The organism is Modestobacter sp. L9-4 (assembly GCF_019112525.1).
Classification (GTDB): domain Bacteria; phylum Actinomycetota; class Actinomycetes; order Mycobacteriales; family Geodermatophilaceae; genus Modestobacter.
In genome coordinates, this window is the sequence record NZ_CP077800.1 from 2965021 (window position 1) to 2979149 (window position 14129).

The following is a 14129-nucleotide window of genomic DNA, read 5'->3' on the forward strand; positions in this document are numbered from 1 at the left end:
ACCAGCGGACGACGCCGGTCCCGAGTCCGGAGCCGTGACCCGTGAGCACCTGCCTGCTGCAGCGCGTCGAGGAACCGCAGCGCGCGCCGGTCGAGGTCGGCGGGGGAGTGACCGCGCTGCTCCGCCGCGAGGACGGGGGCGGCCAGTTCGTGCGCTTCGTGGCCGTCGGCGGCACCTCGATGCTGCTCTACGGGGTCGTGCTCTGGCTCCTGCAGGGCCTCGGCACGCAGCCGGCGAACCTGGTCGGGTCGCTGGCCTCGACCGTGCTGGCCAACGAGCTGCACCGGCGGCTCACCTTCCGCGCCGGGGCACACGTCAGCCCCCTCGCCGCGCAGCTGCAGGGCGGCGGCATGGCGCTGGCCGGGGTGGTCCTCACCGCGGTCGTCCTCGCCGGGGCCGAGACCGCCGTCGGACCGGCCGGCCCGGTCACCCAGCTGCTGCTGGTCACCGCCGTCACCGGCCTCGTCGGGATCGGTCGTTTCGTCGGGCTGCGATGGGCCTTCGCCGACCGCACCCCGGTGACCGCCTGACGGGGGAGGGCCCGTCAGCCCAGTGAGGCGGTCGCGGCGCGCAGCTCCTCGAGGGCGGCCAGTGCGTGCTGGGCCAGCCCGGTGCCGTCGTCCCGGTCGGTGGCCGCCCACTGCGCGTAGCCGCGCTTGAACGCCAGCACCCCGAGCTCGGCCGCGAGGTGCGCGGTCGGGTCGGGCACACCCCGGGCGACGAGGGCGTCGGTCATGGCCGCGGCCATGCCGACGCTCTTGAGCGCGTCCCGCTCCTGCAGCTCGGTGCTGGCGGCCACGGCGGCGTGGATGCGCGGGCCGAGCTCGCGGTTGGCCGGGCCCATCTCGCTGGAGGCCCGTTCCAGGCCGGCGGCCACCGCCGCCATCGGGGTCGCGTCGGCCGGCGCCTCGGTGATGCCGTCGGCGAGCAGCCGGCTCAGCGTCTCCTGGCCGGCGACCAGCAGCTCGCGCTTGTCGGAGAAGTGCCGGAAGAACGTGCTGCGGGTGACCCCGGCGCGCTCGGCGATCTGCGCCACCGTCGTCGCGTCGTAGCCCTGCTCGGTGAACAGGTCGACGGCGGCGACGACGAGCCGCTGGGTCGCCCCCGGTTCCCATCGGCCCATGCGACGAGCGTACGTGACGGGACAGGTGTCCCATCACTGTGTACGGTGATGGGACAACCGTCTCATCACTTCTCGGGAGCACCCCATGCGCGTCTTCGTCACCGGCGGCACCGGCACCATCGGCTCCGCCGTCGTCACCGAGCTCCTGGCCAACGGCCACACCGTGCTCGGTCTCGCCCGTTCCGACAGTTCCGCGGCGGCCCTGCAGACCGCCGGTGCCCAGGTGCTCCGCGGGAGCACCGCCGACCTCGACGTCCTGCGTGCCGGGGCCGCGCAGACCGAGGGCGTGATCTCCCTGGCCTTCGGCCGCGACTACGGCAGCCCGGACGCGGTGGCGGCGAGCATGGCGGAGGAGAGCGCCGCGATGGCCGCGCTGGGGGCGGAGCTGCTGGGCAGCGACCGGCCGATCGTCACCGTCTCCGGCACGCCCTGGATCCGGGGCCGGCCGTCCACCGAGCAGGACCCGCTGCCGACCGAGGGCCCGGTCGCCGCGCGGGCGCACTCGGTGAACGCGCTGCTGGACCTGGCCTCCCGCGGGGTCCGCAGCTCCGCCGTGCGCATGCCGCGCACCGTCCACGACCACGGCACGGGCGGGTTCGCCGGCCTGCTCACCGACATGGCCCGCACTGCGGGGGTGTCCGGCTACCCCGGCGACGGCACCCAGCGCTGGCCGGCGGTGCACGCGCGCGACGCCGCCGTCCTGTTCCGGCTTGCGCTGGAGAAGGCGCCGGCCGGGACCGCCTGGCACGCGGTCGCCGACGAGGGCGACACCGTCCGTGACATCGCGACCGTCATCGGGCGGCGGCTGGGCCTGCCGGTCGAGTCCCGGCCGGTCGAGGACTTCGGCCCGTTCGGACCGATCTTCGCGATGGACCAGCCGGCGTCCAGTGCCCACACCCGTGCGGCGCTGGGCTGGCAGCCGACGGGCCCGAGCCTGCTCGCCGACCTGGAGAACCTGCAGCCCTGACCGCCCGTCGACGGCCCGGCCCCACGGGAGCCGGGCCGTCGACGACACTGGGGGCATGGCAGCTCCCTCCGCCGACCGGGCACCCCGACCGCTGACCGCCACCGAGCGCGCACTGCTCGACGCGCTGCTCGCGCACGACTTCACCGGCGCCGACGTGCTCCGCGCCCAGCTCGACACGGTCACGGCGACGCCGGGCTGCACCTGCGGCTGCGGCACGATCGACCTGCACGTCCCCGGCGCCGCCCCGAACGCCGGGGTCGCCGGCCCCGCCCCGGTGGAGGGCACCGTCTCCGGTCCCGACGGCCGGCCCACCGGCGGCGTCCTGCTGTTCGTCGAGGACGGCCGGCTCGCCCGCCTGGACATCACCTCCCACGGCGACCCGCTGCCGGTCCCGGACCCCGCGACCGTGACCTGGGGCGACACCGCGTGGGCCCGCCCCGACACCGTCCGCCGTCCGGCCCGCTACCGCCGCTGAGCGGGTGGCCGGCCCGGGAACGGGTAGCGGCCTCGCCATGGCACTGCGCAGTTCGGCGGTCGCGGCCGCCGACCAGTGGGTCGACCCCGACGACGGCGTCCGGTACCCGGCCGGAGAGGTCCACGGATGGGTGCAAGGACGCAACGAGACCGTCTGCGGGCTGTCGCTGTCCAGGTCGGGGCTGACCCGGTTCCCGCACGTCAGCTGGGCCGACGTCCAGCCCGAGTCCGGCCGGCACGCGGAGGGCGTGCAGGCGGTCTGCCGGCGCTGCGCGGCCGGCCTGGGTGCACGCCGTGACGAGCGCAGTTGGACGCGGAGGGACCCGCGTCCCTGAGCTGACCTGGACTCTTCCTGAGAAAGATCTCAAGGACCTCGTTCACCCGGTCGATCTACTGGTTGTCAGCAGTCACCGAACGTGAGCGGAGTCCCACAGTGTCCACCCCCCTGGTCAGCGCCAGCCGCAGCGTCACCCGCGTGCTCATCCTCGCCGACGCGCCGGTCCTGCGCCGTGGCCTGATCGGCATGGTCAACGAGACTGCCGGTCTGCAGGCGGTGGGCACCCCCGGGGAGCCCCGCCGGGCGCTGACGCTGGCCGAGACCGCCCACCCCGACGCCGTGATCGTCGAGCTGGGCACCGGCCGGGCCGCCACCCTCAACGCCTGCCGTGACCTGCGCCGCCGCTTCCCCCAGATCGCCATCGTGGCCCTGGCCACCTCCGAGGACCCGGGTGTCGTCAACGAGGCACTCGCCGCCGGTGTGCGCGGCTACCTGCTCATGAACACCTCCCCGACCCTGCTGGGCTGGGCCGTGCTGGCCGCCCGCGCCGGGCGCACCGTCGTCGACCCGCAGATCCGCCGCGGCGAGGGCACCGCCGAGCCGGTCTCCCGCGAGCTCACCCTCGAGGTGCCGCTGACCCGCCGCGAGTCCGACGTCCTCGACGAGCTCATCCAGGGCCAGTCCAACCGGGTGATCGGCAAGAACCTCTTCATCTCCGAGGACACCGTCAAGTCCCACGTCAAGGCCATCCTGCGCAAGCTGGGTGCCCGCGACCGGGCGCACGCGGTCTCCCTGGTGCTCTCGGCCCGCAACCCCGGTGCCTGCACCTGCGGCGTCCACGCCCTCACCGGCAGCCCCGCCCCGGCCCCCACCCCGGCCGAGGCCTGATCGTCCGGCGGGTGCCCGCTGACCACCAGCGTGGGCACCCGCCGGCCACCACTCGCCGGGCCGGACCGCCGGCCCGGCGTTACCGTGCCCGGGTGCCTGCTCCCGACGGTGCCCCGCAGCGGCTGTTCGTCGTCGGCTGCCCCCGGTCGGGGACGACCCTGTTGCAGTCCTTCCTGGCTGCGCACGGCGGCGTCCACTCCTTCCCGGAGACGCACTTCTTCTACCGGCTGCCCGCCTCTGCGGCCGCCCCGGTGGGCCCCGACCTGGTCGGTGACCTGCCGCAGGTCGCCGGCTTCCTCGGCCGCCCGGACACCGCCTGGCCGCCGCAGCCCACCGTCGGCGCCGCCGTGGACACGTTCCTGGCCACCGCCGACGCCGTGACCGCCGCCGCGGGCGCCCGCGCCTGGGTGGAGAAGACCCCGGCCAACCTCTACGCCATCGACCTCGTCGAGGCCCTCGTGCCCGGCGCCCGGTTCGTGCACATCCTGCGGGACGGCGCAGACGTGGTCACCAGCCTCTGCGCCAACGCCGCCGGCTGGGGGAGCAGCTACGACGTCGACCAGGCGCTGGACCTGTGGGCCGAGTGCGTCGCGATCAGCGAGGCCCATCGCGGCCGCCCGGGCCACCACCTCGTCGGGTACGCCGACCTCGCCCAGCGCCCCGAGGCCACCCTGCGGGCGGTGTGCGCCGCGGTCGGGCTCGACTACGACCCGGCGATGGTGGCCGGCCGGGCCGAGGCCGCCCGCAGCCTGATCAAGGACTTCGAGCACTGGAAGCGGCCCAACACCGGTCCGCTGGAGTACGCACCGCGGGCCCGCTTCACCCAGGCGTTCGACGCCGCGACCCGCGCCCGCATCGAGGCGCGGGTGGCCGCGGTCGCCCCGCCGGAGGCCGCCACCCGCTGACCGGCGCGGCCGGTGGTTGTGCCGCCCGCTGCCGGGCCGCCATGCTCACGTCCGTCGGCGGACGGCGCCGCGAGGGGGGTGCCCGTGGCCGGGTCCGCGCGCACCGTCCTGCTGGCCGCCGTGCTCGCCGCACTGGCCGGCTGCGGAGCGGCCGGGCCCGACGTGGCGGTGCTCCGCGGGGCCGTCGTCCCCGTGGTGGCCGGTGACCTCGACGCGGCCGACGTGGCCGCCGCGCAGACGGCGTTCGGCGTCGACCTGCTGCACACGCTGTGCGCGGCCGACCCGGGCGGGAACGTCCTGCTGTCGCCGACGTCGGCCGCCGAGGCCCTCGGCCTGCTCTACCCGGCCGCGGCGGGGGAGACCGCGACGGCGATGGGCGGCCTGCTGCACCTGCCGGGCTGGTCACCGGACCTGGTCGCGGCCACCCGCGAGCACACCGCGGCCCTCGACGGGCTGCGCACCGAGGCCGACCCGGACGACGACGACGCCCCGGACTCCCTGCAGCTGAGCAACCGGCTGTTCACCGCGCCGGGTCTGCGGCCCGACCCCGGCTACCTCGACGACCTGGCCACCGCCTTCGACGCCGACGTCCGGGAGCTGGACTTCGCCGCCGACCCGCAGGGCGCCACCGACCGGATCAACGCGACCGTCGCCGAGGACACCCGGGGCGTGATCGAGGAGCTCTTCACCGACCCGCTGTCCGGGGGCACCGGCGCGGTGCTGACCAACGCCGTGCACCTGCGGGCGCGCTGGGCGCAGCCGTTCACCGTGACCGCGCCGGCTCCCTTCGCCGCACCGCACGGGGAGGTCACCGTCGACCTGATGGGCGGCGGCACGGGCACGGCCGGCACCGCGGACGGCTGGGAGGCCGTCGAACTGCCCTACCGCGACGGCACCCTGGCCGCCGTCGCCGTCCTGCCGCCGGAGGGGACCGACCCCTGTGCGGTCGAGGCGGCCACCCTGACCGCGCTGGCGGCCGCGACCGGCGAGCCCGTCGACGTCGCGCTGCCCCGGCTGGGGATGGACGTCGACCTGGACCTGCTCCCGCCGCTGCTCGAGCTGGGCCTGCCCGTGGGGGGCTGGCCCGCGCTCGGCGCGGGGCTGGAGATCGACGAGGTGGCGCAGGCGGCGTACCTGCGGGTCGACGAGGAGGGCACCGAGGCGGCCGCGGCCACCGGGGTGGGGCTGGCGGTGTCGGGGCGGGCGCCGCAGCGGCTGGTGACCTTCGACCGACCGTTCCTGCTCCTGCTGACCGACACCGCGACCCGCTCGCCGCTGTTCCTCACCGTCGTGGACGACCCCTCCGCCTGACCCCCGCAGTACCGGAACGGGTGAGTCCCCTTCCCGGGGACTGCAGGACGGGACGGGACCTGCCGTCTCCCCGGCCATGAGCGCACTGCTGCACGGCACGGGGTCCAGCGACGTCGCGGGGTCCGGCGAGGCGGGCCGGGCCGCGGCCGCCGCCGCGCTGGTCGGCCTGGCCGGTGCCGAGCCCGCGCTCGTCGTCGTCTACGCCTCGGTGCGCTACGACCTGACCGAGCTGCTCGCCGGGGTCGCCGCGGTGACCGGCGACGCCCCCGTGGTCGGGGCCACCAGCACCGGGCACTTCGTGGGTCGCGAGCTGAGCGCACCGGGCACCGGCGTCGTCGTCCTGGCGCTGGCCGGGGGCGGGTACCGCTTCGGCGTGGCCGCGGCGCACGGCATGAGCACCCGCCCCGGCGAGGTCGGTGCCGAGGTCGTCCGCGCCGCGCGCGCCGCCTCCGGGGAGCACGACCTGCCGCACGCCGCCCTGCTGCTGCTGGCCGACGGGCTCGTCGGCGGCCAGCAGGACGTCATCGGCGGGGCCCACCGGGTCGCCGGTGCCCGCGTGCCGATCGTCGGCGGCGTGGCCGGCGACGACTGGCGGCTGTCGAGCACCAGCGTCTTCCTCGGTGGCGAGGTGCTCAACGACGCCGTCGTCGGCGTGTGGATCGCCTCCCCGCGCCCGCTCCGGGTGGTGAGCGCGCACGGCTGGACCCCGGTCGGGCCGCCGCAGCTGGTCACCCGCGCCGAGGGCACGGTGGTCCACGAGATCGGTGGCCGGCCCGCGTCCGAGGTGTACGCCGGGGCCATCGACGTGCAGGAGGCCGCCCGCCGCGGCATCAGCCACGGTGAGGCCGTCGAGGAGAGCTCCTACGCCCTCGGCGTGATCGAGCCCGACGGCTCGCACCTCGTGCGGGCCATCTACGTCGCCCCCGGCGGGGAGCTCAACAGCTTCGAGCCGGTCGCCACCTTCTCCGCCGTGCAGCTGATGAGCGCCGACCGTCCCGCGCTGCTGCGGGTCGTCGACGACGTGGCCCGCGCCGCCCTGACCACCGGGGAGGAGACGGTGCTGCTGACCTTCGACTGCGCCGCCCGGCAGACCATCCTCGGGGAGACGATCGGCGAGGAGGTCGAGCGGCTGCAGGCCGCCGCGGGTCAGGCGACCTGCTTCGGCCTCTACACCTACGGCGAGTTCGCCCGGTCCCGCGGAGCAGGGGGCGTCCACAACGCCACCCTCACCGCGCTGGCGCTGTGACCACCGGCCCGTCCTGGGCGGTCGGCACCGCCGGCGACGTGCCGGCCGAGGACCTGCGGGTCCTGCTGGCCGACGCGCGTTCCTCGGCCCGGGACGCCTACCGCACCACTGCCGGGCTCATCCGGCTGCTCGAGGTGATCGGCCAGGGCGGCACCGCCGACGAGCTGGCCGCCCGCGCGCTGGAGGCCGTCTCCGAGGTGTTCTCCGCCGACCTCGTGCTCTGGGTGCGCACCTGGGGCGCGGAGGTCGACGTCGTCGCCGCCTGCGGCTTCGGCGACGTCGACGAGCCCCGGCTGCCCCGGCTCCCCGCGGACGCCGACGTGTTCACCAGCCGGGTGCCGCGGGTCTGGACCCGCCCGCCCGAGCTCGCGGCGCCGGTGGTCGCCGGGGTCGCGGTGGGCTCGGTCGTGCACGTGCCGGTCGACCCGGCGGACCCGCACCAGGGTGCGCTCGTGCTGCTGATGGCCACCGACGCCACCTTCGACCCCACCGACCTGCCGATGCTGCGGTCGGTCGCCCAGCGGCTGCGCTCCTCCATGGAGGACGCCGAGCGCCGGGGCACCGTGGAGCGGCTGGCCACCGCCGGCCCCCGGCTGGCCCGCCACCTGGAGAGCGGGCCGCTGTTCACCGAGGCCGTGCGCACCCTGGGCGCGGTCACCGGTGCCGCGTGGACCAGCGTGGTCACCGTGGACGGCGACCAGGCCCTGCTCGGGACCACCGGGCCCTGGCCGCAGGAGGACGTCGGACGCTGGCCCCGACCGATCGCGGCGCTGCGGTCGTGGCCGGCCGCCCTGCGCGGCGAGGTCCACAGCACCCACGACCTGGCCACCGGCCCCGACGCGATGCCCGACGACCTGCGCGGGGACGTGCGGTCGCTGCTGTGCGCCCCGGTGCACGTCGACGGCCGTCCCGTGGCCCTGCTCTACGCCATGCACCCGCGCCCGGCCGCCTTCTCCTCTGCCGCGCTCGACGCCGCCGCCCTGCTCGCCGGCTACGTCGCCGCTGCGCTGGTCAACGGCCGGCTCTACGACGCCCTGTCGGCCAGCGAGGCCGAGCTGCGGCGCCAGGCCACCCACGACTCCCTCACCGGGCTGGCCAACCGGGCGCTGGTCCGCCGGCAGCTGGAGACCGAGCTCGCCGCCGACCGCCCCGGCCCGGTCGGCGTGCTGTTCTGCGACCTCGACGAGTTCAAGGCCGTCAACGACCGGCTCGGTCACGAGGCCGGCGACGACCTGCTGTGCCAGGTCGCCGACCGGCTGCGGGCGTGCCTGCGCCCCGGTGACCTGCTCGCCCGGCTCGGCGGCGACGAGTTCGTCGTCGTGCTGCCCGAGGTCGAGGGCCGGCCCACGGTCACCGGCGTCGGCGAGCGGGTCCTGGCCGCGCTGCACCGCCCCTTCGACCTGGGCGCGGAGACCGTGCGGATCGGCGCCAGCATCGGTGGCGTGCTCGGCGCCCGCGGCACCGTCTCGGTCACCGACCTGCTGCGTGACGCCGACGCGGCGATGTACGAGGCCAAGCGTGGCGGCCGTGGCCGGGTGCAGGTGTTCGACGCCCTGGCCGCCCAGCAGTCGGTCGCCCGGCTCTCGCTGCGCCAGGAGGTGCAGGGCGCACTGCACCGCGAGGAGCTGGCCGTGCACTACCAGCCGATCGTCGACCTGCCGACCGGGCGCGTGGTCGGCCTGGAGGCGCTGCTGCGCTGGCGGCACCCGGTCCACGGCGACGTCCCGCCCGACGTGTTCGTCCCGCTGGCCGAGGAGACCGGCGCGATCGGCGCGATCGGCGACTGGGTGGTGGCGCAGGCCTGCCACGAGCTCGCCGCCTGGCGCCGGCTGCCCGGGTGCGCGGACCTGACCGTGTCGGTCAACCTCTCCGCGGTCCAGCTCGACGACGGTGACCTGGTGGCCCGGGTGCTCACCGTGCTGGCCCGCGAGCAGCTGCACCCCCGCCACCTACGGCTGGAGGTCACCGAGAACCTGGAGAAGACGCCCGGCCAGCTGGCCCTGCTGGACACCTTCGGCCGCGCCGGCATCAGCCTGGTCGTCGACGACTTCGGCGTCTCCTACTCCAACCTCGCCCACCTCAAGGACCTCCCGGTCGACGCGCTGAAGATCGACCGCTCCTTCGTCGCCGGGCTCGGGGACGACGCCTGCGAGCGCCGCCAGGGCATCGGCGTCGGCATCGTGCGGGCGGTCCTGGCGCTCTCGGAGGCCGCCGGGCTGGACGTCGTGGCCGAGGGGGTGGAGACCGAGGCGCAGCGGGCGGTCCTGCTGTCGCTGGGCTGCCGCAGTGCGCAGGGGTACCTGTTCTCCCGGCCGGTGCTGGCGCAGGAGGTGACGGCGCTGCTGCTGGCCGGGTCGCTGCTGCCGGCCTGAGCCGGGGGTAGCAGGATGGCGGCATGGGTCAGGTCGTCGCCACAGCCGAACGCGTCGTGCGGGCACCGGCGGACGTCGTCCGCGCGGCACTCGCCGACTACACCACCACCCGCCCCGCGGTGCTGCCCGAGCAGTACAGCGAGTACCGCGTGACCGAGGGCGGCACCGGCGCCGGCACGCGCGTGCACTGGAAGCTGCAGGCGACGTCCAAGCGCGTGCGGCTGCAGGACGTCGTCGTCACCGCCGGCCCCGACGGCGCGCTCGTGGAGAGCGACAGCAACTCCTCGATGGTGACCACCTGGACGGTGCACCCGGCCGACGCCGGCGTGAGCACCGTGCGGGCGCGCACCACCTGGACCGGCGCGACCGGCATCGGCGGGTTCTTCGAGCGCACCTTCGCGCCCAAGGGCCTGGCCCGCATCCACGAGGCGCTGCTGGAGAAGCTGGAGCACGCGGTCTCCGCAGGCTGAGGCACGACGGCCTCCGGGCAGGGACCATGGAGGGGTGACCGCACCCGCCACGCTCGCCGGCGTCGCCGAGCTCACCGACCTCCTCGCCGACGGCGGGGCACTGGTGCTCTCCGGCGCGGGGCTCTCGACCGACTCCGGCATCCCCGACTACCGCGGCGCCACCGGTTCGCTGCGCCGGCACACGCCGATGACCTACCAGACCTTCACCCGCGACCCGCGCGGCCGGCACCGCTACTGGGCGCGCAGCTTCGTGGGCTGGCGGCAGATCGGCGACGCCCGGCCCAACGCCGGCCACCGCGCCGTCGCCGCGCTGCAGCAGGCCGGGTGCGTCGGCGAGGTGATCACCCAGAACGTCGACGGGCTGCACCAGGCCGGCGGCGCCCGCGACGTCCTCGAGCTGCACGGCGGGCTCGACCGCACCGTCTGCCTGGCCTGCGGTGACGTGGCCTCCCGCGCCGCACTCGACGTCCGGCTGCGGGCGGTCAACCCCGGCTTCCGGCCGGAGGCCACCGACGAGGTCAACCCCGACGGCGACGTCGAGCTGCCCGAGGAGGCGCTCGACGGGTTCGTGATGGTCGACTGCCTGGCCTGCGGCAGCGGCCCGCTCAAGCCCGACGTCGTCTTCTTCGGCGAGACGGTGCCGCGCGACCGGGTCGACCGCTGCTTCGCCCTCGTCGAGGAGGCCCGGTCGCTGGTCGTGCTCGGCTCGTCGTTGACCGTGATGAGCGGCTACCGGTTCGTCATCGCCGCGGCCAAGCGCGGCATCCCGGTCGCGATCGTCAACTCGGGCCCGACCCGCGGCGACGCCAAGGCGACGCTGCGGGTCGACGCCCCGCTCGGCGAGGTGCTGCCCGAGCTGGCGCGCCGGCTGTCGTGACCCGCGAGGTCGAGCACACCGAGGACGGCCGCTGGATCGTCGTCGACGGACGGCGCTGGCGGACGGCGGACCCCTCGCTGCCCGAGGACGTGCGGGCGCAGCTGCTGCACCACCTGGGCGTGGGCCGCTCCGGCGTCCGCGCGGCCAGGGGCGACGAGGCCGCGGTGGCCGCTGCCCGGGCGCGGACGCAACTGGCCAAGACCGGACTGGGGGAGCGCGGCACCGCCTGGTGGGACCAGTCCCCGGACGAGCGGCAGGCCCGCTGGGAGTCGGCGCTGGAGCAGCTGGACGCCCTCGGCGGTTGACCGTCGCCCGGCGCGGGCAGGAGGTCCGGCGATGCAGACCTTCCTCCCGGTGCAGGACTTCACCGAGTCCGCCCGGCTCCTCGACAACCCCCGCCTCGGCAAGCAGCGCGTGGAGTGCCTCCAGGTGCTGCGCGCCCTGGAGCTGCCCGACTACGGCTGGGCCAACCACCCCGTCGTCATCATGTGGCGCGGGTACACCGCCGGCCTGGTCGTCTACTCGCTGGCCATGGTGCGGGTCTGGAAGGAGCGCGGCTTCGCCGACTCCACCGAGGCGCTGATCTCCGAGTTCGCCCCCGACGCCGCCGCGATGACCCAGGCCGAGGCCGCGGAGGCCGGGCTGCTGCCGAGCTGGGTGGGCGACGCCGAGCTGCACCTGTCGCACCGGTCGAACCTGGTCGCCAAGGACCCGGAGTTCTACCGGTCGAGGTTCCCCGAGGACCCCGACGACCTGCCCTACAAGTGGCCCGGCGCGGACGACGTCCCGCCCGCCCCCGCGCCGGAGGGCGTGCCGGTGTGGGTCGTGCGTCCGCGGGCGCACAACGAGCTGGGCGCCGCGCTGTTCGGCGGGCTCGTCGGGCTGGGCACCCAGTCCGGCATCGACGTCGACGCCACCGGGCAGTCGCCGGCCGAGCTGCGCGCACTGTCCAAGGAGCTGTCCGGCAAGCGCCCGGCCAAGGACTTGCGCCAGCTCACCGCCTTCCTCGACGAGGTCGCCCCCGGTGACCTGGTCGGCCTGCCGATCGAGGTGGGCGCCGGGCTGCTGCTGGGCCGGGTGGTGGGCGACTACTCCTTCCACGGCCGCGAGCTGCTGCCGCACCGCCGTCCGGCCCGGTTCGAGGCGGTCGTGCCCCGGTCGGCCGCACGCCCACCGGCGACGCTGCAGGACCCGCGGGCGCTCTTCCGGATCACCCTCGACCCGGACGCCGTCCCGCCCGGCCTGCGCTGACCGCTCCGCTCATGCCCGACCGGGCCGGTCCTCGTCCGGGTCGAGTCGGGGCACCGGACGGGGAGCGCGCCGTGACACGGCTCCCCGTCCGGTGGAGCGGCTCAGCCCAGGCCGGCGGCGACCTCGTCGACAGCGGCGCGCAGACGCTCGCGGGCAGTGGGCAGGTCGGCCGGCTCGCGAGCGGCGTGCACCAGCCACCAGGCGCCGGCGTGCAGGGCCCGCAGCCAGCTGAACGGGGCCAGTGCCTCCTCGTCCACCGGGTGCGGCATCGCGTCGAGCGCCGCCCGGCCGTCGAGCCGCGACGTCCTCCGCAGGCACGCGAGGTCCCAGCCGACCGGCCCGCGGCAGGTGTCCTCGAGATCGGCCCAGACCCAGCCGGCCGCCGTGCGCAGCAGGTTGCCGGGGTGGGCGTCGCCGTGCAGCGGCTGGACGGGGCCGGTGAGCAGCGGGCGCAACCGGTCGGTCAGCTCGCCGACCCTGGTCACCAGCGCCGGGTCGGCGCCCAGTCGGGCGCCGGTGCGGACGAACTCGGCGAGGTCGTCCAGCGGGGTGTCCAGCGGCTCCCCGGTCCAGCCGGGGTCGACCTCGGCCAGCGCCGCCAGCAGGTCGGCGAGGGTGCGCCCGGCGAGGTCGGCCGTGGGCCGCTCGGGCAGCACCTCGACCCACCGCCAGAAGGTGGTGCTGAGGCCGTCCTCGGTGTGCGGACCCGGCGGCAGCAGGTCGGTCGGCGGCATGACCGGTGCCCCGGCCGACCGCAGGGCCGCGGCCAGCTGCAGGTCGCGGCGCTGGTGGCGGGCAGCGTCGGGCCGCAGCAGCCGCACGTGGGTCGCGACCCGGGCCACGACCGGCGCCGGCCGCAGGTGGACCACCACGTTGACGCCGGCGCTGAGCACCACCGGGTCGTCGACGGCCAGCCCGGAGGCGCGGGCGACGGCGACCGCTGCGGCGACCGCCCGCCGGCTCACACGGCGTCCCAGACGAAGCAGAACGGGTGCCCGACCGGGTCGGCGTAGACGCGGAAGTCCCCTCCGCCGCCGGGCAGCCGGCGGGCGCCGAGGGCGAGCACCTTCGGCTCGGCCTCCGCCACGTCGGCCACCCGGATGTCGAGGTGGAACTGCTGCGGGTGGTCGGGGTCGGGCCACTGGGGCACCTGCAGGTCGGGGGCCTGCTGGAAGGCGATCCGGTAGCCGGCGCCGGTGACGACCACCCAGTCGTCGCCGGGGGAGCCCTTCACCTCCATCCCGAGCACCTCGGCGTAGAAGCACGCCAGGGCGTGGGCGTCGGGGGCGTCGATGACGATGGAGTGCAGCTGACCGATCATGCGGCCATCTTCGCGGCAGCCCTCCGGCGGCGACAACGGACGACCCCGGGCGCCGCGCAGCACCGGCCGTGTCGCACGATCAGCGCATGGCCGCACCGCACCCCGCCCCCCAGCTCGGCACGCTGACCTGGCTGCCGGCCGCCGAGCACCGGCACCTGCTGGGTGCCCCGGTCGCGGCCGCGGTCGCGGGGCTCACCGGCCCGGCCTGGGTCGCCGAGATCGACGACACCGCCGCCGACACCGCCGCGTTCACCGACACCTACGAGGTGCCGCTGGCTGCCTCGGCCAACTGCGTGGTCGTCGCCGCGCGCCGGGCCGGGGAGACCACGCTGGCCGCCTGCCTGGTGCTGGCCACCACCCGTGCCGACGTCAACGGCCTGGTCCGCCGGCACCTGGGCGCCCGCAAGGCCTCGTTCGCCCCGCAGGACGTCGCGGTCGCCGAGAGTGGCATGGCGTACGGCGGCATCACGCCGGTCGGGCTGCCGGCGTCCTGGCCGGTGCTGGTCGACGCCGCGGTCGCCGCGAGCGAGTGGCTCGTGATCGGTTCCGGGACCCGGGGCAGCAAGCTGGCCGTGCCGGGCTCGGTGCTCGCCGCGCTCCCCGGCGCCGAGGTGCTCGAGGGCCTCGGTCAGCCGCTGGACTGACCG

At 76.2% G+C, this 14129-nt stretch carries 17 protein-coding genes; 14 read left to right on the forward strand and 3 right to left on the reverse strand.

The genetic code is table 11. From position 1 onward, the window contains the following. Positions 1-41 precede the first annotated feature (41 nt). Positions 42-530 carry a GtrA family protein gene (locus KUM42_RS13910; protein WP_237493124.1) on the forward strand — a complete coding sequence of 163 codons (489 nt, stop codon included), beginning with the start codon at positions 42-44 and terminating at the stop codon, positions 528-530. Positions 531-544: 14 nt separating this feature from the next. Here the strand turns inward: KUM42_RS13910 and KUM42_RS13915 are convergent, their stop codons facing one another. After that, complete coding sequence (locus KUM42_RS13915; RefSeq protein ID WP_237493125.1) at positions 545-1123, reverse strand: TetR/AcrR family transcriptional regulator; 579 nt, start codon at positions 1121-1123, stop codon at positions 545-547. A gap of 85 nt (positions 1124-1208) precedes the next feature. Here KUM42_RS13915 and KUM42_RS13920 point away from each other — a divergent pair, with 85 nt between their 5' ends. From KUM42_RS13920 to KUM42_RS13975, 12 genes are all read left to right on the forward strand, one after another. Then, on the forward strand, positions 1209-2090 hold the full coding sequence (locus KUM42_RS13920; RefSeq protein ID WP_237493126.1) for an SDR family oxidoreductase: 882 nt from the start codon (positions 1209-1211) through the stop codon (positions 2088-2090). A 55-nt stretch (positions 2091-2145) separates the two neighbouring features. Next, positions 2146-2565, forward strand: coding sequence for a hypothetical protein (locus KUM42_RS13925; protein ID WP_237493127.1), 420 nt, complete (start codon positions 2146-2148; stop codon positions 2563-2565). A 37-nt stretch (positions 2566-2602) separates the two neighbouring features. Further along, complete coding sequence (locus KUM42_RS13930; RefSeq protein ID WP_237493128.1) at positions 2603-2899, forward strand: hypothetical protein; 297 nt, start codon at positions 2603-2605, stop codon at positions 2897-2899. Positions 2900-2997: 98 nt separating this feature from the next. Beyond that, a complete protein-coding gene (locus KUM42_RS13935; protein ID WP_237493129.1) occupies positions 2998-3729 on the forward strand; it encodes a response regulator transcription factor in 732 nt (243 codons plus the stop codon). Positions 3730-3821: 92 nt separating this feature from the next. Beyond that, positions 3822-4634 (forward strand): sulfotransferase, encoded by an 813-nt coding sequence (locus KUM42_RS13940; RefSeq protein ID WP_237493130.1) that lies wholly within the window; start codon positions 3822-3824, stop codon positions 4632-4634. Positions 4635-4718: 84 nt separating this feature from the next. After that, positions 4719-5945, forward strand: coding sequence for a serpin family protein (locus KUM42_RS13945; RefSeq protein ID WP_237493131.1), 1227 nt, complete (start codon positions 4719-4721; stop codon positions 5943-5945). A 76-nt stretch (positions 5946-6021) separates the two neighbouring features. Then, positions 6022-7191: an FIST signal transduction protein gene (locus tag KUM42_RS13950; RefSeq protein ID WP_237493132.1), complete on the forward strand. Its 1170-nt coding sequence runs from the start codon at positions 6022-6024 to the stop codon at positions 7189-7191. Continuing rightward, entirely contained in the window at positions 7188-9563 is a 2376-nt protein-coding gene (locus KUM42_RS13955; protein WP_237493133.1) for a bifunctional diguanylate cyclase/phosphodiesterase, read from the forward strand. The genes KUM42_RS13950 and KUM42_RS13955 overlap by 4 nt, the downstream gene beginning before the upstream one ends. Positions 9564-9586: 23 nt before the next feature. Beyond that, complete coding sequence (locus KUM42_RS13960; protein WP_237493134.1) at positions 9587-10033, forward strand: SRPBCC family protein; 447 nt, start codon at positions 9587-9589, stop codon at positions 10031-10033. Between the two features lie 34 nt (positions 10034-10067). Continuing rightward, on the forward strand, positions 10068-10910 hold the full coding sequence (locus KUM42_RS13965) for an NAD-dependent protein deacetylase (protein ID WP_237493135.1): 843 nt from the start codon (positions 10068-10070) through the stop codon (positions 10908-10910). After that, the gene (locus KUM42_RS13970) at positions 10907-11215 is read left to right on the forward strand and encodes a biopolymer transporter Tol (protein ID WP_237493136.1); all 309 of its coding nucleotides are present in this window, start codon (positions 10907-10909) and stop codon (positions 11213-11215) included. Before KUM42_RS13965 ends, KUM42_RS13970 begins: the two co-directional genes overlap by 4 nt. 31 nt (positions 11216-11246) lie before the next feature. Beyond that, positions 11247-12161, forward strand: coding sequence for an MSMEG_6728 family protein (locus tag KUM42_RS13975; RefSeq protein ID WP_237493137.1), 915 nt, complete (start codon positions 11247-11249; stop codon positions 12159-12161). Between the two features lie 101 nt (positions 12162-12262). Here KUM42_RS13975 and KUM42_RS13980 read toward each other — a convergent pair whose 3' ends face one another. Both KUM42_RS13980 and KUM42_RS13985 read right to left on the reverse strand, forming a co-directional pair. Next, a complete protein-coding gene (locus tag KUM42_RS13980) occupies positions 12263-13126 on the reverse strand; it encodes a phosphotransferase family protein (RefSeq protein ID WP_237493138.1) in 864 nt (287 codons plus the stop codon). Next, a complete protein-coding gene (locus tag KUM42_RS13985; protein WP_237493139.1) occupies positions 13123-13482 on the reverse strand; it encodes a VOC family protein in 360 nt (119 codons plus the stop codon). The genes KUM42_RS13980 and KUM42_RS13985 overlap by 4 nt, the downstream gene beginning before the upstream one ends. 86 nt (positions 13483-13568) lie before the next feature. Between KUM42_RS13985 and KUM42_RS13990 the strand changes: the two genes are divergently transcribed. Continuing rightward, positions 13569-14126, forward strand: coding sequence for a YbaK/EbsC family protein (locus tag KUM42_RS13990; protein WP_237493140.1), 558 nt, complete (start codon positions 13569-13571; stop codon positions 14124-14126). Positions 14127-14129: the final 3 nt, after the last annotated feature.

Bases quoted from the DNA above. Each gene is read 5' to 3' on its own strand.
- KUM42_RS13990 (WP_237493140.1), top strand. From the start codon at position 13,569: ATGGCCGCACCGCACCCCGCCCCCCAGCTCGGCACGCTGACCTGGCTG.
- KUM42_RS13930 (WP_237493128.1), top strand. From the start codon at position 2,603: ATGGCACTGCGCAGTTCGGCGGTCGCGGCCGCCGACCAGTGGGTCGAC.
- KUM42_RS13985 (WP_237493139.1), bottom strand. From the start codon at position 13,482: ATGATCGGTCAGCTGCACTCCATCGTCATCGACGCCCCCGACGCCCAC.
- KUM42_RS13915 (WP_237493125.1), bottom strand. From the start codon at position 1,123: ATGGGCCGATGGGAACCGGGGGCGACCCAGCGGCTCGTCGTCGCCGCC.
- KUM42_RS13950 (WP_237493132.1), top strand. From the start codon at position 6,022: ATGAGCGCACTGCTGCACGGCACGGGGTCCAGCGACGTCGCGGGGTCC.
- KUM42_RS13960 (WP_237493134.1), top strand. From the start codon at position 9,587: ATGGGTCAGGTCGTCGCCACAGCCGAACGCGTCGTGCGGGCACCGGCG.
- KUM42_RS13925 (WP_237493127.1), top strand. From the start codon at position 2,146: ATGGCAGCTCCCTCCGCCGACCGGGCACCCCGACCGCTGACCGCCACC.
- KUM42_RS13920 (WP_237493126.1), top strand. From the start codon at position 1,209: ATGCGCGTCTTCGTCACCGGCGGCACCGGCACCATCGGCTCCGCCGTC.
- KUM42_RS13975 (WP_237493137.1), top strand. From the start codon at position 11,247: ATGCAGACCTTCCTCCCGGTGCAGGACTTCACCGAGTCCGCCCGGCTC.